We start from the raw sequence: 22,619 nt of genomic DNA, 5'->3' as shown, positions 1-22,619 counted from the left end.
TGGCGGGTTCCGTCCTGGCGACGGCCACTGGACCGAGGCGGGGCGGACGCCCGGTAGCATGGTCGGCACGGCAGACGAGCCGGGCGGACGGCCGCGTGGACTCCCCTTCGGGGGCGCTCCCCGAGGAACGTCCGGGCTCCACAGGGCAGGGTGATGGCTAACGGCCACCCGGGGTGACCCGCGGGACAGTGCCACAGAAAACAAACCGCCCGGTGCTTCGGCGCTGGGTAAGGGTGAAACGGTGGTGTAAGAGACCACCAGTGCCCAGGGCGACCTGGGCAGCTAGGTAAACCCCACCTGGAGCAAGGTCAAAAGGAGCGCCGTAAAACGCGCTCTGCGCGGACGTTCGAGGGCTGCCCGCCCAAGTCCGCGGGTAGACCGCACGAGGCCGGCGGCAACGCCGGCCCTAGATGGATGGCCGTCTCCCCGGCCGCCGCGAGGCGACCGGGCGACAGAACCCGGCGTACAGCCCGACTCGTCTGCCCCCAAGGGCCTCCGACCAGGGAACATACTGGTCAGGGGTCCTTTTCTGGCGGGTTATGAGCTTGGTCGAACCCCGGTCCGTACCGGTTCAAAACCGGACCTCACGGTTATGAACGTAGCCACCAAGGTAGCCACGAAGGTAGCCATCCACCGCGAACATGACCCGCCGCCTCACCACGCCCAGCCCCGCATGGCGCGACACCCTCCAGGCGGTCGCGTGAACAGCACCGAACTCCTGGCTGCTCTCCAGGCCCAGCAGGACCAAACCACCGCCCGGGCCGGCGAACTACGCGACCAGATCGGACATCTCATCACGGCCCTGGTCAAGACCGAAGCACGTCTCGCAGAGCTGACCACCGCCCGGAAGGTCATCGCCGAACTCGCGCCGACCGGAACCGGACCCGACCCGCCAGAGCAGGCCACCGCCTATCAGGCCATCGTGAACGCCTTCAACCAGCACGCGGACCAGGCATTCCAGGTCCGCGAACTACACGAACTCCACGGCATGCCCACCGACGCCCACCGAGGCCCTCTAAGACCAGCTCACAAGAGCAGTCGGCCCAGGAACGGGCTCGGAGCCCCGTGCCAGAAGATGTCGAGGCTGTCACGGGCTCGGGTTGCCGCCACAAACAGCAGGGACCTGGCTCGCTGTACTTCCCGGCGATGGCGGGCAGGGTCGGAACGGCGCAGCTGGTTGACCGATTCACGGGGCACCAAGCCGTCGCTCACCCCGGAAATGATCATGCGCTGGTATTCGAGTCCCTTGAACCGGAACATGGTCCCGACATGGACTCCGACCCCTCCCCGGGCGCCTTCCGCTCCAATTTCCAGAGCCCTGATCCCATGTTCTGCGAGCGTGTACGCCACCTCGCTCACCATCTGATTGGTGGGAACGCAAATGGCGATCTGCTCATGCGAAATTCGCTCGTCCGGATGCGCGTCCCAGGCCTGGATGAGTTCGGCGATCGCTTCGCGTTCCGTCGACCAGTCGGTGTGGGCATGCATGCCTGGTGTCCCGCCGCTCAGCACGGAGCGGTAGCCGGCGAGGGTCTCGTCACTGCCGTCGAGGTCGTCGTAGGTCTCCTCGCCCAGTACGTCGAGCGCGGACCGGAGGATCTGGCGGGTGGTGCGGTAGCTGAGGCTGAGCTTCGCGGACCGGCCGCGGATGTGGATGCCGAGGCTTCCGAGCGTCACCTGGTTCTTGTAGATGCGCTGGTGGGTGTCGCCGACCAGGAACACGTCATCCGTGTCGCGGGCCGTCATGGCGCGCAGCATCTTCCAGTGCGCGGGGCGCAGGTCCTGCGCCTCGTCGACGACGATGTGCCGATACCGGTAGCGCAACCAGCCACCTGAGCCGTCCTGGAGGTGGATGTTGTCCAGTCCGCCCGCTTCCTCTCGCTGTCGTTCAATGGCGCGGATGCGCTGCTCCCGCCCTATCTCTAGGCGGGCGGCGCGCTCGGCCACTTGGTCCCACGTCTGGCGTCCGAGCCGGTCCAGGCGCTGGGCGAAACGTTCGGCGAGCTGCCAGATGGCGGCCCGTTCCGACCGGCCTACGTTCTTGCCGCGTCCGGCGCGGCGGGCCCGGAAGTAGTCGGTGCGGGTACCGACGGCCTGCCCGAGGATGACCTGCGTCCACTCGTCGTGGAGGAACTCCGCATCCCAGCCGCTCTCGCCGAGTTCGTCGAGCATTGCCCGCCATTCCCGTACGGCCTGACTGTCGTCGATGGTTTGCTTTCGGCTGCCGGGCTCGGCTTCCCGTACGACACGTAGCGCGAGCTGGTCGACGTGGCTCACCTCCACCCGCGACAGAAGTTGCTCGCCGCCCAGTTCCAGGAGGCGGGAGCGCAGGTCGGCGGCGAGGTTCTTGTTGTAAGTGGTCAGCAGCACGGGCTTGGTGTGACCGGGCGGCAGTTGGGACACCAGGTGCCGGACACGGTGCAGGGCGACGATGGTCTTGCCGGTACCGGGCCCGCCCCCCACGCGAGCCGGGCCGGAGTAGTGGCGATCGACCAGCTTGGACTGGGCGGGGTGCAGGAAGACCTTCCAGCGACCGAAGTCCCCAGCCTCCAGCGCCTCGCGCAGCGCGTCGTCGGAAGTGGTGACGACCGTGGCGGGCCGCTCGGCGGCCGTCCGGAAGTCCTCTGTGTCGACGGGTTCCGGAGCGGCGACGGGTGAGGTGACCTCTTCCCGAACCTCTTCGAACGGCTTTCCGTCGTAGAGCGCGAGCAGAACCTCACCGGTGAGCTGGGGCGCGTACTCGATCAGCCCGAGAAGCTGTTCCTCGGTGGTGAGGGTACGGATGACCGGCACCAGGGGCTCCGCCACACCCAGTTCGCTCAACTGGGCGTCACTCCAGGCGGCGAACAGCGGCTGGGCGGAGGGAGGCGGCGCTTCGGCCGGCGTGGCCGGGGCGGTGGTCGACGGTTCCTGCGGCGGAATGCGTCTAAGGACACTGTCCTCCACCACCTGGAGGTCGACGTACTCGATGCCACCGGTGACGTGGTTGATCCCGTAGGCCAGCCGGTCGTAGACCTCCTTCCGGTGCTTGACCGAGACGATGAGCCAGTCGTCCTCGGCCAGCCGGAGCAGCAGAGCCCGGTACTCGTCGTTGATGCGCGCGGACCAGATTCTGCTGTCGCCCTTGAGCTGCTTGAGCTTGAGCCCTGGTGTGCGCGGGTTGTCCTTGAACTTGTGCTGGAAGTCGAAGAGAGCACCCTTGACCGTGCGCGGCAGCCGGAGGATCTCCTTGTCCGCCTTGTCGAGCAGGCGCAGCGTCACGCCCCCGGTCTTCGTCATTCCGACTCCCCGTTCTCGTTCTCTTCATGCCCGGTCGTGCCGCTGCCCGGCCGAGCGTGATCTGCAGTGGTGTTCGACGCCCGCTCGGCACTGACGCCGAGACGTCCGGCGATCTCCTTCGCCGTCCACGCACCCGCCGGCCGTACGTCCCAATGGGCGGCGGTGAAGGCCCGGTCGCGGTCCTGTGCCTCGATGTCCGGCGGTTCCTCGGGCGTGCCCTGTGGCGCCAGAACCACACCCAGCCGGGCGTGCGGCCACGCCAGTTCGGCCTGCCAGCCGTGTTCGTCGAGTTCGAAGCCGTCCTCGGGTGCGGGAACGCCCAGTTCGGCGAGCGCGTGGGCCAGTTCGGTCAGACCCGCCTCGTCAGGGTCGACGTACTCGAGGACCGCGTCCCAGGCGCCGTCGCGCTTCGGCCGGGACTCGGAAGGCACTACCTCGGCCGTTCTCGCCGGTACCGCCGGCAATCCGGCGGTCACAGCTACCGGTGGCAGACTGACCGGTTCCCGCTCTGAGCCGACGGCGGTGGCAGAAGCGATCCGGGTTGAGGACAGCCACCCCGCTCCGCCGGTCACGGTGAGCGCGTCAGCGGTGAAGCCGCTCAGCAGCGCCGTGGTGAGCTGAGCGCTGTCCCCTCCGCCGTGCTCCAGGAACTGCAGCACGTTGCTCCAGTACAGCCAGGCCTGCCAACGCCGCTTGTGGGTCTTCTCGTCCGCGACGGCATGGGCGCTGTCGTCCAGGAGCGTGAGTCCCGTCCAGGCCGGTGGCCGGTGCCGTACGTCGGCGACCAGGACGAGCCGGCATCCGGACCGGTCAGTCGCCGTCAGGACGCGGAGCGGCCCTTTCGGGGCGTCGGAGAGTTCGCCGCGCAGCGCCGCTTCGACGGCCCGTCCGACCGTGTCCGCCCGCACCGGTGTATCCCGCAGGCCAGGTGTCCCGATGAATCCGGCGACGGCGGCCTCGGCCCGGTGGTGCCACCGCCCGGCGTCGGGGGTGCGGAGGTAGGCGAGCAGCAGTTCGGCCGGGTTGACCCACACGGTCTCCGACAGTTCGCCGGGCAGACCGCCGCGTGTGCGCTCGTAATAGGCGCGTGCCCGCTTCTGTGCTTCCTGGTCGTAAGGCAGCCACACGGGGTCTGCCGGAGCGACTCCCGCGTACCCCGTGTCCCGGACCCGGTTCTGCCACTCCTTGATATCGGGGTAGGTCAGTTGGAACACCCGCAGCCCGTCCGCCCGGAGCCGGGCGCGTTTCGTCGCGTCGTCCGCGAGACGGTTGTGCTCGGTGCTCGCGTGGTAGCGGTATCCGTCCAGGTAGACGGCGAGCCGTGGGCCCGGCGCGTCGAGCCGCTCGAAGAGTACGTCGGGCCGGGTGCCGTCGAGGACGCGCTGCTGCGAGACACGCCAGCTCACGGTGGTTCCCTCGCCGGTGGTCAGTCGCAGATCCAGCGCACGGGTGCCCGCCGGTGTGGTGTACGTGTCCGCCGTCGCCCGGGAGTCGGGCTGCTTGGCCCACTCCTCCAGGGTGTCGACGAACATGACCTCCAGGTCGCTCTCCGCCTGTCGCTCCAGCGGGATCTGACGGGTCGTGGAGACCGACGAAGTCTGCCAGCGTTCGCCGTGGGCTCCGAGGAGCTCGTCCAGCATCGACTGCACTTCCCGGCGGGAGACCCGGTCGTAGTCCGACGGGGGCACCCTGCGCAGCAGGCACTGGTGACAGCCGTCCAGCTCTTTCTGCTGGCATGAACAGTTGTCGATGACCTCGCGCGCCTTGAGGAGCACCTCGCGGAAACCGTCCGCGGATGCCAGCCGGTGCAGATAGCCGGTGCCGCCGGGCAACCGGTCGTAGACGACGAGGAAGCGCCGCGGGAAGTCGGAGCCGAGCTGGTCCGGACTGTCAGGCATCGAGGCCGCGGCGATGTCGATGTGGTCGGGGTCGCCGCCGTAGCGCGCCGCGATACCGGCGAACAGCGCCGCGGTGAACGACGCGAGCCGTTCCCGGGCCCTTGTCACCGAGGCGGGCAGCAGGATTCGTACGGCTTCCGTGGTTAGTTCGTGGGCCAGCAGCAGGGGCACGTCCTGGCCCGCCCGTTGTCCCTGCCCGCGTGCAGAGCCCTGAGTACGCCGCCGGGGGCACCACAGCAGATGGTGCAAACTCGCCTTGGTGGCGGCGGCCCCCGAGTCGGTCAGTGCGTGCTGCGGCTGGTCGACGACCGGCCTGCCCTCCGCCGTCGCGCCACCGCAGGTCGTGCAGACGTAGAACGGGTTGATCCGCACGTCCTCGCCGGCCAGCGGCACCGTGGAGCTGCCGTCCTGCCGGTCGAGTCCCAGATTCAGCGTTCTGATGACGGCTCTGCGGGAGAAGTCCACGCCGAAGGTCGCCGTGTCGTGCCGCCAGGAGTCGATGGCGAGATGGTCGGGGTCGATGTCCACGGTGGTGAGCACCGCGTACTGTCGGCGGGCCCGCTCGTCGCGGTCGTCCCGCACCCGGGCATCGTCGCGCTTGTCGCGGGCGACGACCCGGCGCGGCTGAAGCACGTACTGGACGCAGCCCGCGTCGGCGATCTCCCGACCGTCGCAGCGCGGGCAGGGCGAGGTGTCGGTCTGCGCGTCCCGCGTGCGGACGTATCCGCAGGAGGGACAGAGCCGCCATACGGACCAGGCGCGGCGCTCCGGACTGCCGATGTCGAGGGCGCGCACCACATGCTTGTAGCCGTTGACGTAGAAGCTGTTGCCAGGGGCCAGTTCGGTGAGGGCCGTTTTGCGGGAGCGTTCGTAGTCGCGGGTCTCACTGCGGTAAATGCGTTCCGTACCGGCAGGTGGCCTGGCTTTCCCCGGAGCTCCTGTCTCGGACGGGTCCTCGGTGTCCGAGTGAACCTCGGACCAGTACAGGGTGGCCTCCAGCTGGGTCGTGGTGTCGGCCAGGCTGTAGTTCGGCAGGAGCCCCAGTTCGACGAGTGTGCCGTGCGCGCTGGTCCGGCTCAACTCCCGCAGCAGGTCCCCGGTGCTGCGGCGCTCGGCGAGCAGTTCCCGCCGTTCCCGGTCCTGGACCTCGTCGGTACGGGCCAGGGAGTCGACGGCCTCGTCGATCGCTGCGATCCTGCGCCGCAGTTCCTCCTGCCGCCCCGTCCAGTCCTCCTCCGCCTCCTGGAGAGTTCGTACGATGCCGCCGCTCGCGTACTTCCGGAGTTCGTCGGCGGCGTGCGCGGACACTCCGGCGTCGTCGCCGTCCGGTGTGGCGAGGCCGTCCGCGGTCAACATGGGCGTGTCGCTCCCGGGAAACAGGGCCAGGAACCGCTCGACGAGCGTCGCCCCGTGTGTCTGTGCCGCGTCCGCGAGGTCCTGGCACCATCCCGTCGTACCGAAGAGTGCGGAGGCGAGCCGGGGCACCGGCTGCAAGCGTTCGCCGTCCGAGGTCGAGAGCTCGCCGCGCGCGGCGAGATCCAGCAGCCACGCGGTGTACTGGCGGCGCAGGATCTCCACCGCCGACAGGTAGCAGCCAGGGGGCACGATGTCGCCCGCGATCATCTCCCGCGGCTGGTCCAGGTAGTACAGGTCCCGGGCACGGCGTCCGCCGAAGGCGACGACCAGCGCGTTGCCCGTCTTGCGTCCCGCGCGTCCCGCCTGCTGCACATAATTCGCGGGGCCCTTCGGCAGCGAGCCGATCAGCACGGCCGACAGGTCACCGATGTCGATGCCGAGTTCCAGCGTGGGGGTGCAGGACAGCACGTTCGGGTCGGTGTAGTGCGCGCCGGCGCGGAAGGTCCGTTCGACCCGCTCCCGCTGTGCACGGGTCAGCATGCCGGTGTGCTCGGCCGTCACGACACGGAAGGTGCCGCCGGTCAGGTACAGCCGCCGGTAGTAGTCGTTCGTGTAGTCGCGCTCCTGGAGCACGCCGAAGCCCGCGCCGGTGACGCCTCTGCCGCCGTGCGGGTCGGGCGGCGCCGAGCGGTGTACACCCGGTTGCGGTGGCGTCAGGTATCCCTTGCACCGGTAGCGCGGGCACGGATGGCCGTACCAGCGGGTGCGTCGCTCCGGTGGCACGACCTGCTGCCAGCCGCAGTCCTCGCACGCCACGAACGCCTTGTTGACGATCGAGTCGTCCAGCAGCCGTACCTGGATGTGGCCGGGCTGGAGACCGTAGACGCGCGTGGTGCGGTCCTTCGCCGTTCGCACGCTGAGTACGTGCTCGTCAGCTAGGGCGGGCAGAAGCCGGCGGAGGTATTCGGTGGCGCCGGCGGCGTCCAGCCCGAGGCAGCGGCGGGTCCAGTCCTGGAACCAGGCCTGCCGGCCGGTGATCACGTCGAACTCGGTCCTGTCCTTCTGCCCGTCCAGCAGGAACCGCGGCGGGGCCACCCCCTCGGGGAAGGCGGGCATGCCGTCGGGCCGCCGTCCGCTGATGAGGAACCGGTCGGCGCCGGCCTCCCGCATCCACTGCTCCAGCCACCGGTGCCGGACCGCGCCCCGCAACCGCAGCCGTTCCAGAATGCCCCGCACATAGGCGAGATACCGCTCGGGTGTCGGGAGCCCGCCCGTCATCACCAGCTGCCCCGGCAGTGCGAGGTGCAGATCACGGGCAAGGTCGGTGACCCGATCGGGGTTCTCGACGACGACCTCGGCGGCGGCTGTCCGCGTGAGCTCCAGGGTGCGGCCGAGCCGTGACCGCAGCCCGAACTCCATCACCGTGGCGAAGGCCAGCCGTTCACCGATCAGCCGCCAGGTACGGGCGTCTCCGGTGCCGCGGCCCGACAACACCCGGTCGATGCCCGGCTCGTCGTGCAGATCCGGCGGGACCACAGCGGCCAGCGCCTCGGGATCGTCCACCGAGTCGAGGACGTTGCCGATCAGGTCGTTGAGCGCGGTCGCCGCCCCGGACTCGTCGAGGTTGTGCGCGAGCAGCGACCTCAGCGAGAACTTGTACGAGGCGTTGGCGACGTATCCGGCGCGGTGCGCGGCGTCCTGCGTGGAGTCGTTGAACAGCAGTGTCTTGCGTTCCTCCGGAACCAGCGCGATGTCCCCGCCGGTGAAGAGCTGGGTGACGGTGGCCGAGGCCAGCGCCGCCTGCGCCGTACCGAGGAACCGGATGCTGTTGTCGGTGTTGCACGCCGGACAGCGGTCGTCCCTGGCCGCCTTGTCGGCGGTCTTCTTGTCGAGCAGCGCGAGCGCGAACCAGACGTCCACCAGGTCCCCGTCGTCTCCCGCTGTCGGCAGCCGATAGGTGCCCTGCGCCCCGTCGAGTACCACCACGGAGAGCGGATCCACCCCGCTGCCCGCGGGCAGTCGCCCGGCCAGCGCGTCGAGTGCCTGGCGCCGCTCCGGGTCGGTCGCGGAGATGAAGTAGCGGATGCGGCGCTTGTCACGGCCGACGCCGGCCCGCCAGATCCGGTCCTGCGCCATGACGAGCTGCTGCGGATCGGACTCCGGGGACAGCGCGGCCCAGCCGGAGCGCCCACACGCGCGGCAGTACACGGCGGGCAGATGCGCCTGCGCGGGCCGCACCGCCGTATCCGTGCCCGCCAGGGGCTGCGGCCGGTTCGCCCTGCCCGAGGACCCATTGCCCGCGGCGGGACCGTCCTCCTCGTCGGAGGGGGGAGCCGCGGCCAGGGCGGCGCGCCGGGCCTGCGTGCGGTCGTCCTCGTACCAGCGGAACTCCGGTGTCCGGCCGACCCCACGCAGCACGCGTGTCACGGGCCGCACCCAGAGATGCGCTTCGACGTGCAGCAGGGGACGCGGACGTCGTTCGTCGGAGTCCGGGTCCCGGGCGGCGGACAGCAGGGCCACGAAACGGGCCAGGGCTTGCAGCACCAGCTGTGGATTCTCCCGGGCGGTGCGTCCCCAGGCGTAGCCGAAACGCGCGAGCCGGTCCCGCAGACCCCACTCGTCCAACGGCTCGCCGTCGAGTAGCGCGAGGATGCCCTGGGTGAAGTCGTGCCGTTTCAGCAGACGGCCGATACGGAACGCGTCGAGGCCCTGCCGACCCAGCAGTTGTGCGGCGAGCCCGTCCAGGTCCAACAGATCCGGCTTCGCCTCCACGCCGATGCCACCCGACGCCGCGATGATCTCCTGCGGAGTGGGCGGTTCAGGAAGCGCGTAGTCGACCTCGCCGGTGAACTCCTCGGCGGTCATCCGCTCCTCGCCGATCACCGCGTCCGCCGTGAACGGCATGCCGAACACCTGCGCCGCCACGTCCAGGATGCCCCCGGCTGACGCGCCCGCCCGCCCCGCCCCGAGTGTCGCGGAGGTCGCCACGGGGCAGATCCGCCCCAGCGGCCGGTCCGGCCGTGTCGCGCCGACCGCCGTAGCCAGCCGGCGCAGCAGCATGGCCACGTCGGTGCCCTGAGCGCCGTCGTAGGTGTGGAACTCGTCCAGCACCACGTACGCGACGTCCGCCCCCTCCCACAGGGCCCGGTCCTCACCGCGCTGCAGCAGCAGGTCCAGCATCTTGTAGTTGGTGATCAGTACGTCCGGCGGGGAGACGCGCATCTCCTCACGCCGTGTCATGACCCGCCGGAAGTCGGTGTCCGGCCGATCGCCGATGTACAGACCCGCGGTCACCTGGGCGAGGTCGGGCGCGGTCAGGTAGTCGCTGATGCGGCCCGCCTGATCGGTGGCGAGCGCGTTCATCGGATACAGCAGTACGGCCTTCACACCGCGCCGACCCAGAGCCTTCTGCCGCCGACAGTGGTCCAGCACCGGCACCAGGAACGACTCCGTCTTGCCGGAGCCCGTGCCGGTCGTCACGAGCGTCGGCTCGGCGTCCCTGCCGCCCAGCGTGCTGAGCCGCTGCCACGCTTTGGCCTGGTGCCGCCACGGCGTGAACCCGGGCCGCCACTCCAGATGCCGCTCCCACCCGTCGTCAGCCTTGTGGAACGGTGTCCTGATCCGCAGGTACGGCCCCCGGAAAATCCCCGACTCGGGGTCCCCCAGGAACCGCTCCAGGGCCCTCCGGGTGTCGTCGTCGGCCAGCGCGTAGGTCGTCGTGAGGTACTGCGTCAGACTGCCCCGCAGCTGCGCGGCGGCCAGAGTGGGTTTCACGACGCTCCCCTTACATCTGCTGATCCCGAGGCGCTCGCGCGGCAGTGGGCGCCCCGTGTGTTGCGGATCAACCGTATAGGGCAGGTCGGACAGTGTGTGACGGGGCGGGTACAGGTTCCCTTTCCGCCCATGGCTGGTTGGCGCCCTTTCGGGCTTTCTTCACTGGTTTCACCCTGAAGGCGAACGAGAGAAGCGCACGAGAGCGAAGGAAGAACCGAGCACGGGCAGCGCCGAGGGGGAACGCCATGTCCGTACCGCTGTACGTTCCCGTCCTGCCGACCCGGCCGCACGCGGCAGCCGCTTACCGCGCGCTGGCGCCGGACATACTGCGTCAGGTCGCTCCGCTGTGGACGCTGCCGCCCCGCCCCGGCATGCTGCCGAAACCACTGGCCGAACGTCTGACCAAGGAGGCCGGTGACATCTCCACGGCACAGCGCCGCGGCTCCGGGTGGCTGGACGCGCCCTTCGCCGACGAGGACGAAGCGGCGGCACTGGCCGACGTCCTTACCCCCGGGTGGTGGGACCACCGCAACCTGCGGCCGGTCACCGGACCCGGCCGCCCCGGCGCCCAACAGGCACTCGCACTCGCCGCGGCCCGTCGGCGAGAGGACGGACTCGGCATCCGTGTGCGGCTCCCCGGCGACTGGAACGACCGCACGGCCTCGGACGTCGCCGCGTTGCTCGACCGGATGCCCACAGGCCACCCCGCCGACCTGTTCCTCGACCTCGCCACCGCGCTGCCCGACCGCCCCGACGCCGCCAAGGAGGCTGTGCGCGCCCTGGACACCCTGATCCCGCTCACTTCCTGGCACACGGTGACCGTCATGGCCGGCGGCTTCCCCGAACCGCCCGACGACTTCCGGGAGGGGGTTCCGTACGAGGCCCCGCGCACGGACTGGGAGACCTGGCACGAGATCCGGCATGAACGCCCGTACCTGCCCCGACTGCGCTACGGCGACTACGGGATCCATCCCGCCCTCTACGTCACCCAGCCCCCGCCCTCGCGCGACGGGGGCCCGCCGTGGGGCATCCTCCGTTACACCACCGCCCGCTCCTACCACCTGTCCAAGGTGCCGCACGGCAGGCAGTACGACGACGCCAACCGGCAGGCCGCGCGCTGCCTCACCGGCCTCGCGGACTTCCGGGGCGTGGACGCGGGGGCGGGGGAGAGGTGGTTGCGCGACCGGGCCGAGGGCGCCGTCAGCACCGGCAACCACTCGACGTGGAACTGGGTGGGCAACGTCCAGCACATGACGTTCGTGGTGCGGAGCATCGAGGGCTGAGTGGTTTGCGCCGATTCACAAGACCGGCCTTTACCGGATCAGAACTCGGGGAATGTCTGCTGGCCGGGAATGGGCGGAGTGGTCCGGCGCTGCCTGCGCAGGCGGTTGGCGAGCGTTTTGTCGTAGCCCTGAGAATGGTTGCGCTTGTGCCGCTCCTTCACCGTCTCGCGCAATGGGTCGGTGGCCCGCTCGACGGCGAGGACGACGGACATCTTGTCCTCCTCGGCCCGTTGCGCTCCGAGTGCCGCGAGCTGTTCGATCGTCGTGCCGACGGTGCCGACCAGTCCGTTCTTGATGAGCGCGGTGAACTCGGTGTTGGTCAGATAACGGTCGACCTGTGGATATCCGAGCCGTCGCCCACCATTGGGACCACGTGTCGCTTCGTCGTTCAGCAGTAGCCGTACGTACGGCACGGGCAGGTACATACCCGGCGCGGGGCCTGGATCGATGGTTTCCGTCAGAGGCCAGTAGGCGAGTTTCACGAAGCACGGGTCGGGGCCGAGGCGCCATTCGTGCGGCAGACCCGCTGGGCGGCTGAGGGCGGCCACCCGTTCCAGCCGGTCCAGTTGACTCATCAGTCGTTTGTCGACACGGATCCATCGTTCTTTTGCCTCTTGCGGCAGGCGCTTGTACTGCACCAGCACGAAGCTTTGCGTCGCCTCGTGGTAATAGATCATGTCTGTGCCGAGGCGGGTTTCGACGTCGGTCGCGTTCACATTCGCGATCTCGATACGGCGGCCGAGGTGCTCGAAGACGCGGATGTCGCATCGGAACGAGGAGCCCAGGGAGTTCCCCTCGTACGGGGGCCCCATGGACTGGAAGACATCGTCTCCGTCGAAGAAGTGGTGCATGTCGTGGTCGATCAGCGATGGCTCGTAGGGTTCTGCGATCAAGCCGGCCAGGACTGGTTCGTGACGGCCAACTGGGCGTCGCCAGGCGGCGAGCCGCGCCGGCGGAATTCCGCCGGTGGCCAGAGCCAGCCGGGCGGCTTCGAGCTGCTCCTGCCATGACGCGTCCTCGGGCCGACCAAGCGGATCGAGACGTTCCGGCGTGGCCGCTTCGCCGAGGAATTCGAGCAGTAGGCGCAGTCTCTCGTGTTGCTGGGAGAGAGCCGTGAGAAGAGCTTCGGAGACCGTGTCATCCAGGATGGTGACTTCTCTTCTCGAAGCCGCGGAAAGCGCATCCCGTATAGAGAGCGGCAGTTGCTCCCCGACGGAGTGCATCGACACCGGAACCGGACATTCCCGCAACAGGTCCACTGTCACTCGGGAGTCGACCACCGCCACCTTCTCTCCGCGTGGCTGTCGTACAACTCCCAGCCAGACCAGTGGGGACGCCTGGTCGGCTGCGGACGGCCGTCGGACCAGCAGAGTGATCTGAGGTCGAGGATCGCGTGGCAACGAGGCGGCGGCGACGGTTTTCGTAAAAACCTGCTTCAGTCGTAACTCCATATCTATTCGGTCGAGTTGGTCTTCACTGAGCGCCACGACGTAAACCATGCACGGACAGTACGCGAGTCATCGCGGGTCCTCGCGTGTGGGTGAATGGCCGGCGAGAGGGTATTGCAGCGTGGCCCAGACTGTTTTGCCGGGAGCGCCGTGGCGTGGTGCGGTCCCCCATTCGTCGGCCAGCGCCGCGACCAGCATCAGGCCTCGGCCGGACTCCGCCTCGCTGGGCGCTTCGTTGAGGGACAGCTCCGGTACGCGTTCCGCGCGAGTGTCGGAGACCTCGACCCGAAAAGTCGTCCCTTCGCCGGCGAAGAGCCGGACCTCGAAGTCCCGTCCGGGCACGCGGCCGTGGCGTACGGCGTTGGCAGCCAGCTCAGCAGTCAGGAGTGCCAGCGTCTCGTTGGTGGGGGACGTGTACGGATAACCCCACTCGTCGAGTCGGCCAGAGACGAGTCGGCGAGCGAGGCGGGCGCCGCGGGGGGTGGAACTGAAACGCATCGTGAATTCTTGCCGGGCAGTGGACAACGGAACGTGCTCTGTGGTTCCGACGGGCGTGGTGGGCTTGTTGTTCACGGTCCTACGGTCGTGTCTGTGGCGAGCCGTTGACCAGTTATGACGCGCCTACAGCAGCCATCCGTAGGTGCTCGTGCGGTGGCTGTGTGCGAGGTGCGGTGGCCTGTGTGGGCCGTTCGTGACCGACTGGACATCTGCGATCTCTGGGGAATCAACCAGGTGCCCGGATCGGGAAGGAGCCGGTCACCGGGCGCCTCTCGCCGCTCTACTTCCCGATCTTCGGCCCGATGTAGGCAATGCGCAGTGCTTTGTCCTCGCCTACGAGCCGGAAGTGCAGGCGCCCCGCACCGGGTGTGAAGCGTCCGTGCCAGTCGAAGAAGCGCTTCTCCCCGTCCAGATCCCGGAACAGACAGAGTTGCTTGCGCTGCGCGTGTTCGGGCGTGACCTTGGCGCCCTGCCAGTCGGGTACGCCGCTCCCGTCCCACAGTGCCGCGGACGCCTGTAGCCGCGCGAGAAGCCCACGCACCTGGATGAACCACCGTAATTCCAAGTCCGTGAGTTGATCTCGAACCTCGGGAAGAACCTGGAGCCGAGGAAAGAAGTCGTCCCATTGCTCCCAGAGTTGTGAGGCCGAGTCGACCGCGTCGAGACCGGCCGCGCAGCCCCATTTCTCGTGCAGGGAAAGGTCGGCGCGGCGGGCGCTGTGCCGCACCTGTTCCATGACCTCCTCCATGGCGAGGTCGCCTGTGTCGGTCTCGACAAGCCGACGGATGTTCAGGTTCAGCCATGGGCCTGACCACGTGGCGGAGAGCGGCAGGCTCACCGCGAGGCCGTCCATCAGGTGAGCCCAGCCGACTCCCTCGACCGGTTGACCGGAGCAGTGGTACTCGATGTCGTCCCCCGCCTCCGCGGACGGTGCGCGAACCGCCTTGAACGGAGCCGTGTTGCGCAGGGCCTTGATGAACAGCCGCTGGTTGCGATTGCGGTTGTCTGCGGCCCACTGACCGTAGTAGTAGCCCCTCGCCAGTTCGGCTTCCGGAAGGGGATGCTTCGTCACCAGCGAGATATCTCGCCATTTGCGGACGGCGCGCAAGACCGCCACGAACTCTGCCATGGCCTCGCCGACTTCGGTCGGCGAGGCGCTTGACGCACACGATCTTTCGTTGAGAAACAGCAGCAATGGCACGCGTCGCCCCCCAAGGTGATGGCCACGTACGGAATGGTGGAGAAAGAAATGAGAAGTGCGTCCCCAGTCAGTCCAATAGTTGGTCGAGCGAGTTCTCCCACTCGTCGAAGAAGCCTCGAGGCCAGTCGGAGAGCATGCCGTCCACGCCCATGACAGGGGTGAGGACCTCGCTGGTCTGTTCCTTGCGGCGGAAGAAGTGCACTGAGGTGTCGGTGGCCCTGATTTGCTGGTTCTTGACGGAGATCCGCAGCCCGTTGAGCACGTGGTCACTGTGCGTCTCCATGACGATCTGCGCCCCGCTCGCAGCGGCCGCGCTCGCCAGGTACGCCATCCACGTCTGGCCCTGCGGATGCAAGTGGGCCTCAGGGTTCTCCAGCAGGATCAGCGTGCCTGGCTTGGCCGACAGGCAAGCTACGACGATCGGCAGTGCGTACGTGAGTCCGAACCCGACGTTGGTGGGTCGGTAGCTGTTGGAGGCGAACGCACCGGAGCCGAAGCTGTAGCTGAGCCGAACCGTGTCCGTGCGGGCGATGTCCTCCGCTTTCAGGTTCACTCCCGGGCAAAGTTTCTGCATCCATGCCTGAGTCTGTCCAAGGAGGCTGGTGGAGGAGACGTTCGGCAGAATGAGCGAGCCTGACACAACTGGTTCATCCTGGTGAATTCGCAGGTAGTTGACAGTGTGTTCCCCGTGCGGGCCCAGAAAACCACGCGTGGTGACGGCGTGGTGTGAGCGGGGATAACTGACCTGCGGAGAAACGCGGTCGGCCTTCAGATACTGGAAGCCTGCCCCGAACAAAGTCGGCAGCAACGACGCCGGTTCGACGGAGGCGTACGTGTTCTCCCCGTCGTCGTCCTGGAGCAGCTTGAGGTGGTCGGCCTCCCGCTCATAGAGCGCGGTCCACTGTGCCGCCGCTCCATCGCCCTGCACGGCGAGCGAGATGTGCGGCCCCGTGTCGTCGTACGACTCGTGCCGTACGTCTTGACCGGTGCCGAGTTGCACCAGTTCGTCGTTGAGGAGCAGCCCGGCATCCCGGTCGCCGATGAGGGCGAGGTCGCCCGACTCGTACGACTGCCGCAATAGGGCAAGAGACTGCAGTACGGAGCTTTTGCCGGACGAATTGAGTCCGGTCAGCAGGGTGAAGGGGGCCAGGCGCAGCTCTTGGCTGGCGAATGCCTTGAAGTTGGTAAGAGTGAGCGACTCAAGCATCCGTGTTCTCCAACACCTCGCGGAACAGGTCCTTCATTGACTGGAAGCGGTAGTTGACCTTGTCGGCGTCACTGGTGCCGGACGAGATGGAGTCGTAGAAGGTGATGTCATCCATCAGCTTCTGAAACTTCTTTTCGAGAATCGGGGCGCGATCGCACAGGGTGCGGAGCTCATCGGCAGTGCACCGAGCTACAGTCACCGCCTGCACCTCAAACAGAGCTTTGTTGATTGGGTAGCGCCTGGTGGTCCCGCTGAACTGCTTGCGGAAGGCGTGGTCCCCGAAGATCAGCCGACAGGCCCGCATCGCACGGTAGAAGGTCCTTGCCAGGTTGGTCAGCGCCTCGTCCGGAAGGGCATTGATGTCGTGCATGGTCCCGCGGAGGAAACCGTCGAAGTCCTGCGTGACGTATCGTTCCGGCGGAGTCATGGCGAACGCGAGGAAACGCAGGCAGAGTTCGCGCTCCGCCATACGGGCGGGATTGACGCTGTACCCCGTAGCCTGAAGAAAGAAGCCGCTCTCGGCCAGCTCGGCCAGGAACACACGCGCAGTCCCCGGGATGAGAGCGTGCCGCAGTTCCTGCCGCGTAAGCGGTTGGCCGCCCGTGTTGATCCGCGCGAAGATGTTGAACCTGGCCTCCTCCGGTGTGCCCCGCCGGATGAGCAGGACGGAGAGTTCCGTTTCCAGGATTCGGGTTTGCATCCGCCCCGGCAGATCCTCGAAGCGGCTGCCGTCGTACTGAGTCAGGTACTCCAGGTCTCCCAGCCGCAGTGGATCCAGGCCGGCGACCTCGGGTTTGACGAACCGGACGATTGTGGTGAGGCGCTGCACCCCGTCGACCACGGACCAGGACTCGTCGTTCTCCTCCGCTACGTACAACGTGGGCAGCGCGATGCGTAGCAGCAGCGACTCGATCAGTCGGCTCTGGGCCCTCTCGTTCCAGATGCCGGACTTTCGCTGGAAGTCGGGCTGGAGGTCGATCAGTCCGCGCTTCAGCCGCTGGACGACGAGGTCGACGGTGGGGTTGCGAGGATGGACCTCGATGAGTTCAGGGTCGAACGGCATCCGGCCGGCTTCGCCGATGTCCTCGACCTCGATGCCGGTACTGCGTCCGGTATCGGTGAACTCGACCGCTACTTCGTCCGGCGGGGGCACCGCGTGATCGGCGGAGGTGGTGTCCGACGACTGTTCCGGCTCCGGCACCGGAGCGCTGCCGACCAAGATGTGCCCCTCCGTAGACGCGTGCCCAACACAGCTCGAACGTGTCCGTACAGTAGCCGATCGCTTACCGGAGGCACCCTCGGACCTGGAGGCTGCGCGCGGCCGTACGTCAGCACCAGCGGGAGCGGCGGCAGCCGCCCCAGCCGGACGAGCCGTTCCGACGAGCCACCTGAGCTGCTTGAACAGGGGTACGGTCGCCGCGAACAGCCACGACCACGGTCAATCGGCTCGAGGCCTACTCGGCATCGCCGCTCGTGGCTTCGGACTCGGTCGGTTCCGTAGCCCGCATGTCGGTGCTCTCGTCCTTCTCGCCCGCTTCGATGGGGACGTGGCGCCGCCGCTGAAGCTCATCGCGTTCGACGTCGGGGATCGCCATCGACTCGGCGAGCACGGCGGCGAGCGCGTCCACTTGAGCGTTGCCGATGTCAGAGTGGAAGTGCCACCGGATGTTCTCGTCACGCGTGATGAGGTCGATCGCCGACCGCGCGCTCTTGTCCTGCGTGGTCGCTGCCCGGACGTATCGCACTTGGTCGATCGGGATGACTTGACGAATCGAGCCTTGCTCGAGGAACGCGTTCGTCTTGGCCGTGATGACGCGGCGATCCGTGACGGCGACCAGTGTCTTGGCCGCGGCCTTGTCCCTCGCTGCCGCCAACATCTCCCTCGCTCCGCCGACGATCGCGGAAATCGGATCGAGGGCATCGAGCTGCTCGGGGAAGCCGAGGACACGTACGGTCTCACCGTCCTCGAGGAACCATTGCAGGATGCGAAGGTACGGCTCGAGTTCCAGCGATGTGGGTGCGCAGACGAGGCTCGGAGCCTCGAGCGGAGGGGCCGGTGGATGAAAGGCATCGGCAAGAGGCACGATCGCCTCCAGAAGACGGGCGGAGATTTCGCGGGCCGCCTTCACGTCCTTCCGTTTCCCCGGCAGCGGCCATGAGTCGGGCCCGGGGAGCTCGGCGATGATCCGCAGCTCCCGCGTCAGCGCGCCGACGAGGCTCGCCGTCTCGGCGAGCGCGGAGTCGAACTCCGCGCGGGTGTCGCGCGCGATGACGTCGACGAGCCGTGCCTCGTGCGCGTCTTCGCGACCGGCGGCTCTTGCCCTCCCGGCGCGGAGCGCCTGATACCCGGTCCATGCCTTGAGGGATGACAGGAGGGCGTTGGCGTCGAAGACGACTGCCTCGGCGTTCGTCTGGAGATACTCACGGCGGCGACTCGCGTCGGCCCCGTCGATCTGTCCGACGTGGCCACGGACGTTCAGCCGGTACAGGTCAAGCTGCTTACGCAGCGACGCCTCACTACCCGCGACGTTGTCCCACAAGGAGGTGGGGACCGATTCGACCTCCCGCGCCTGGTCGACCGCGCGATCGATGGTGGTGACGAGCCCCGTCAGTTCGGTCCACTGCTCGTTACGGATGGCTCCGAGTACCTGGCTGGTCAGCGCGATGTTCGTCCTGACAAGGCCCGTGACCTCGCTCAACTGCATCTGAAGGCCGACCATGGCCAGCGCCGGCCCGATCGAGGCCGCGGTCTGTGCCGTGCTCACCGCGGCCACGGGGAGGAGGCGGGCCTGACCGACTATTTTTCCGCCGAAGAACACTGCTCCGAGGTTCGCGCCGTCCTTCACGGCGAGCGTCGCGCCGGCATTCAGCCAGGCCTGTGTCCCGGCGCCGAGCCTGTAGAGCCCCTGCACACTGGCGAACGCGTTTCCGAGGTTGCCGGCCACGGTCGCCGTGTTCCCGATCGAGGCGAGGACCGCGGACAGCTGCTTGCGGTCGGCAGCCGGCACGATCCCGAAGTCGAGCAAATCGGCCTTGAGTTCCGCCGGAACCTCACCGCAGACGACAGCAACCCCTGGAAGCACCTCCACCAGGACCGTCGACACCGTCGTCGAGTCGATGTCGGAGTCGGGTGTCGGGTCGTCCACAACAGGTGAGTCGGCGGAATTGCTCCGGCCGTTCTCCTCAGGCTCGGCGATCTCCATCGAGTCCGAAGGGTCCTGCATGCGTTTTCCTCCCCCAAGAGCGCGCAACGGCCGGACGTCGTCGGCATTCGCTGCCGAATTCTACGGTTCGACACGCTGCGGTCCGGCCCGAATCCACCAAGCTGGGGTTGCGGACTTGCTGGTGCCAGGCATGAGTGCGCTGGGCGGCGCGGAACTGCTTCCGAGCCTCCCCGAAGCGCAAACGGGATCATCGAACTGTCCACCGTCAGCCCAAGCAGCAGAAACGGCCCGTTGGTAGAACCGACGGGCCGTCACGAAACGGTGAGGTTGTTCAGTTGGCGTCGGCGATGCGCGCGAGTCCATCCTTGGCTTCCCGGATCATCCACTTGTCGTGGATTCGGTTGCCGATCTCCAAGGCGCGCGCATAGTGCTCGCCTGCCGGGGGGAGATCGCCGGATTCCTCTGCGCACCTGGCGACGTGAATCAGACTCCAGCCCGTCAGCCCGTCGTCGTCGGAAGCCAGGCCGACACGGAGGGCTGCTGCGTAGTGCTCCTGCTCCTGACGGGCGTCCCCCTCGTGCTGTGCCAACTCGGCCAACTGGTGGTGGGTCCAGCCTGCGGCTGCGGGGCACCGATGGGCTTCCGACACCGCCAACGACCGCTGCAAGTAGTCCTTGCCCGCCGCCAGTTCACCGCGTGAGCGCCGGTACACGCCGAGGTTGTACAGGCTCCAGGCCTTCAGGTGTGTGTCGTCGGTCTCGTCGGCGAGACGATCGGCCCGGGTGAAGAACTTCAGTGCCATCTTGGGGTCGCCACTTCGCCAGCGACAGGAGCCGAGGCCGTCCCAGGCCCAGCCCTCCTTCCGTCTGGCGCGATGCTCTATGGCGAGGTCGAGATCCGATCGGTAGTGGTCCTCGGCCTGGTCGAGGGCGCCTTCGTCGCGCTTCTTGGTTGCCTGTTCGAGCAGGCTGTCGATATCGGCGGGCCCTGGACCGGCCGGTGGGAGGCATGCGACGACCTCCCCCATCGTGGCTGCCGCGACGGCTGCTGCGGGGCGCTCAGCAGGTTCGAACCGCATGAGCTGACCGATCAGGGTCTGCAGGGCGCCGGCGGAGCGCATGGGCTCCGGAACACCGCGGCTGACGGCCAGGATCAGTTGTGGGGTGGAGTCACCGGAAAACGGAGAACGTCCCTCCACTGCGCGGTACAGCGTCGCTCCGAGCGACCACATGTCCGAAGCCGACGAAGTCGACCTGCAGAGTATCTGCTCCGGGGACATGTACTGCGGCGTCCCGATCACCGTTCCCGTGGGCGTGAGAGTGATCTCGCCCGCCATGGTGGCGATCCCGAAATCGGCGATCACCACCCGGCCGTCCGCGAGGAGGATGTTGGCCGGCTTGATGTCGCGGTGGACTACTTCGGCCGTGTGCGCGGCGGCAAGAGCCTCCGCGATCTGTGTGCCGATGCGCGCCGCCTCCGCGACAGGCAGAGGCCCCTCGCCAAGGACTTCCCGAAGAGACGGCCCGTCCACGTACTCCATCACCATCCAGGGCAGGCCGTTGCGGTCGGAGAACTGATCGTGCACGGTGACGATGCCGGAATGATTGAGCCTTGCAGCCGCCCGGGCCTCACGCTCGGCCCGCGCGATGAGAACCTCGCGCTCCTCGGCTGATACTCCCTCAGGGAATCTGCACTTCTTGAGCACTACCTGGCGGCGCAGGCGCGCGTCGTATGCCAGCCACGCCTCCCCCTGGCCGCCTGTCCCCAGGCGCCGTTCCAGCCGATACCTGGTGTCAACGACCGGAATCGTGTCTGTGTCCTCCATGAATGCACATAACCACATCAGCGATGGAGGGCACAGTGTTTCTTCCCCGGTTGCGACCGGGGGCGGTTTCGCCGACCGCCTGACGCGCGGTGCTGTCCAGGGCCCGTACCTTCGGCTCAGCACCAGCGGGAGCGGCAGCCGCCCCAACCACCGCCACCGGACGAGCCGTTCGACGATCCGCCTGAGCCACCCGAGCCACCCGAACTTCCGGTCAGGCCGTCCGGGAAGGTGCTGTTGCGGTTCCCGTCACCGGGGAACGGGTCGTGGTAGTCAGGGTCCCCGTCGTCGTCGCGATCGGGTAGCTGGGCGGATCCGTTGTCCTCCCCTGCCGGGGCAGGGCAGTCGTTCTCCGGCGCGGACAGCCAGAGCCTCACAGAGGTGCCGTCGGGGATCCGTTCCCCTCGGCCCGGATCGTGCGCACACACCTTCCACTCGTCGTATTCGCCCTCCTCGGGGAGGGCGTCGTTTCCGTAGATCGTGTCCGCGTACATGCGATTGGACGGGACGTCGAGAGCGGCGAGCTTCTTCTGAGCCGCCGCCCACGTCGCACCGATCACCTCCGGCATCCTCGGCCAGGGGATGGGGCCGCCGTCCCGCGCGGGGCAGGGAGCCCCGGTGTGCACCGCTCCGAAGTCGATCGTCCTCGTGCTGCCCGGCGAAGCGTCGGCCTGCTGGAAGCAGACGGTCCAGTTGGAGCGCATCCAGATGCCGTCGCCTTGGTCGGACGCGTCGTGGTCGCCGACGGCGAACCCGTCCGTCTGTGCCCTCTTCGTGGCTTCGTCGAGCCGCAGGCCTCGGTAGTCCGGGATCTCGGGGTCCGTCGTCGGCTCAGGTGCTTGTCCGTCCTCCGCCGTGCCCCTCGGGGACGGAGAGGTGACGAGTCCTCCGGCGTTCCGGGCCTTCGCGTCCGCCTCCGCCACAGTGCCCGACGTCCTGGCCTGGGGCGCCGGTGGCAGGACCGCCCCGAACAGGAATACGGCCGCGACGGTCCCCGTTGCCTTCCACCGCTTCGGCCAGGCGTTGCCCCACCACAGGAGGAAGAGCGCGACCACCAGCATGAGAAGGCCGAGGAACGCGTTGAGGAAACCGAGCACCGGCACGGCCAGGACGAAGCCGACGCGTGCCCACCCGGTTCGCCACCAGGGTGTGCGGGGCGGGCCGAAGGGCGGCGCCGGCGGAGGGCCTGGGACGGGTGCGGGGCGGGACATGGCCGGGAGCCTTTCGGAGAGCGGCATTTGACCCCTACGGCAGTCATCCGTACGACCGACGGACCGCTTGCGGGTCGATGGATCGTAGTGAGCCGCGGGGTCCGTCCCACGCCCGAAGAAGGGGCCAAGAAGGACGCGGAGGGGCATGGGCCGCCTGTCGGTGAGCGGGTGGAGAGGAGCGGGCCTTCGTGTGATCCCGGGTGGTCGAGACGGAAGTCGGACGGCCCTGTGACCGGTTATTCGCCCAGCTCGACACCGGTACGCGGCATTCCGTGACCCGGTCGCGCGCGATGCTCTTTAAAGCCTTGGGGGAAACTACCCACCGCACCAAACCAAACCCGCCTGTCCGCGAGTTGGGGCGCCACTCGTTCGGGTGATGGGTGCGTCGGCCGGTCGGGTGGGTGAGGTACGGTCGCCGCACACAACCGAAAACAGAGAACGGCCCCCGGCAGGACGGCAATCCCGGCGAGGGACTGAC

General features: G+C 68.1%; 11 protein-coding genes and 1 other RNA gene. 2 read left to right on the top strand and 10 right to left on the bottom strand.

Annotated features, from left to right (window positions below; translation table 11 throughout):
- The first annotated feature begins 75 nt into the window (after nt 1-75).
- Nucleotides 76-482: RNase P RNA component class A (gene rnpB / locus QA861_RS36615), an RNA gene on the top strand.
- Between the two features lie 544 nt (nt 483-1,026).
- Here rnpB and QA861_RS36610 read toward each other — a convergent pair.
- Nucleotides 1,027-3,279 carry a UvrD-helicase domain-containing protein gene (locus QA861_RS36610; protein ID WP_334593043.1) on the bottom strand — a complete coding sequence of 751 codons (2,253 nt, stop codon included), beginning with the start codon at nt 3,277-3,279 and terminating at the stop codon, nt 1,027-1,029.
- Nucleotides 3,276-10,307 (bottom strand): DEAD/DEAH box helicase, encoded by a 7,032-nt coding sequence (locus QA861_RS36605; protein WP_334593042.1) that lies wholly within the window; start codon nt 10,305-10,307, stop codon nt 3,276-3,278. Before QA861_RS36605 ends, QA861_RS36610 begins: the two co-directional genes overlap by 4 nt.
- A 245-nt stretch (nt 10,308-10,552) precedes the next feature.
- Here QA861_RS36605 and QA861_RS36600 point away from each other — a divergent pair, with 245 nt between their 5' ends.
- The gene (locus QA861_RS36600; RefSeq protein WP_334593041.1) at nt 10,553-11,590 is read left to right on the top strand and encodes a beta family protein; all 1,038 of its coding nucleotides are present in this window, start codon (nt 10,553-10,555) and stop codon (nt 11,588-11,590) included.
- Between the two features lie 38 nt (nt 11,591-11,628).
- Here the strand turns inward: QA861_RS36600 and QA861_RS36595 are convergent, their stop codons facing one another.
- The 8 genes from QA861_RS36595 to QA861_RS36560 form a co-directional block, all read right to left on the bottom strand.
- Complete coding sequence (locus QA861_RS36595) at nt 11,629-13,089, bottom strand: hypothetical protein (protein WP_334593039.1); 1,461 nt, start codon at nt 13,087-13,089, stop codon at nt 11,629-11,631.
- A gap of 18 nt (nt 13,090-13,107) precedes the next feature.
- Entirely contained in the window at nt 13,108-13,536 is a 429-nt protein-coding gene (locus QA861_RS36590; RefSeq protein WP_334593037.1) for an ATP-binding protein, read from the bottom strand.
- A 280-nt stretch (nt 13,537-13,816) separates the two neighbouring features.
- Nucleotides 13,817-14,608, bottom strand: a complete 792-nt coding sequence (locus QA861_RS36585; RefSeq protein ID WP_334593036.1) for a hypothetical protein — start codon at nt 14,606-14,608, stop codon at nt 13,817-13,819.
- A gap of 196 nt (nt 14,609-14,804) precedes the next feature.
- The gene (locus QA861_RS36580; protein ID WP_334593035.1) at nt 14,805-15,944 is read right to left on the bottom strand and encodes an AAA family ATPase; all 1,140 of its coding nucleotides are present in this window, start codon (nt 15,942-15,944) and stop codon (nt 14,805-14,807) included.
- Nucleotides 15,937-17,163 (bottom strand): GmrSD restriction endonuclease domain-containing protein, encoded by a 1,227-nt coding sequence (locus tag QA861_RS36575; RefSeq protein WP_334593034.1) that lies wholly within the window; start codon nt 17,161-17,163, stop codon nt 15,937-15,939. The genes QA861_RS36580 and QA861_RS36575 overlap by 8 nt, the downstream gene beginning before the upstream one ends.
- A 235-nt stretch (nt 17,164-17,398) precedes the next feature.
- Nucleotides 17,399-18,970 (bottom strand): hypothetical protein, encoded by a 1,572-nt coding sequence (locus tag QA861_RS36570; protein WP_334593033.1) that lies wholly within the window; start codon nt 18,968-18,970, stop codon nt 17,399-17,401.
- 469 nt (nt 18,971-19,439) lie between these two features.
- Entirely contained in the window at nt 19,440-20,933 is a 1,494-nt protein-coding gene (locus QA861_RS36565; RefSeq protein WP_334593031.1) for a serine/threonine-protein kinase, read from the bottom strand.
- Between the two features lie 116 nt (nt 20,934-21,049).
- Nucleotides 21,050-22,141: a phage holin family protein gene (locus QA861_RS36560; RefSeq protein ID WP_334593029.1), complete on the bottom strand. Its 1,092-nt coding sequence runs from the start codon at nt 22,139-22,141 to the stop codon at nt 21,050-21,052.
- Nucleotides 22,142-22,619 lie beyond the last annotated feature (478 nt).

Source organism: Streptomyces sp. B21-083, from assembly GCF_036898825.1.
GTDB lineage: Bacteria > Actinomycetota > Actinomycetes > Streptomycetales > Streptomycetaceae > Streptomyces.
This window is presented reverse-complemented; position numbering and strand designations above follow the sequence as displayed.

Coding starts and splice junctions, on each gene's coding strand:
- QA861_RS36610 (WP_334593043.1), bottom strand. CDS start 3,279: ATGACGAAGACCGGGGGCGTGACGCTGCGCCTGCTCGACAAGGCGGAC.
- QA861_RS36600 (WP_334593041.1), top strand. CDS start 10,553: ATGTCCGTACCGCTGTACGTTCCCGTCCTGCCGACCCGGCCGCACGCG.
- QA861_RS36595 (WP_334593039.1), bottom strand. CDS start 13,089: ATGGTTTACGTCGTGGCGCTCAGTGAAGACCAACTCGACCGAATAGAT.
- QA861_RS36590 (WP_334593037.1), bottom strand. CDS start 13,536: ATGCGTTTCAGTTCCACCCCCCGCGGCGCCCGCCTCGCTCGCCGACTC.
- QA861_RS36580 (WP_334593035.1), bottom strand. CDS start 15,944: ATGCTTGAGTCGCTCACTCTTACCAACTTCAAGGCATTCGCCAGCCAA.
- QA861_RS36565 (WP_334593031.1), bottom strand. CDS start 20,933: ATGGAGGACACAGACACGATTCCGGTCGTTGACACCAGGTATCGGCTG.
- QA861_RS36560 (WP_334593029.1), bottom strand. CDS start 22,141: ATGTCCCGCCCCGCACCCGTCCCAGGCCCTCCGCCGGCGCCGCCCTTC.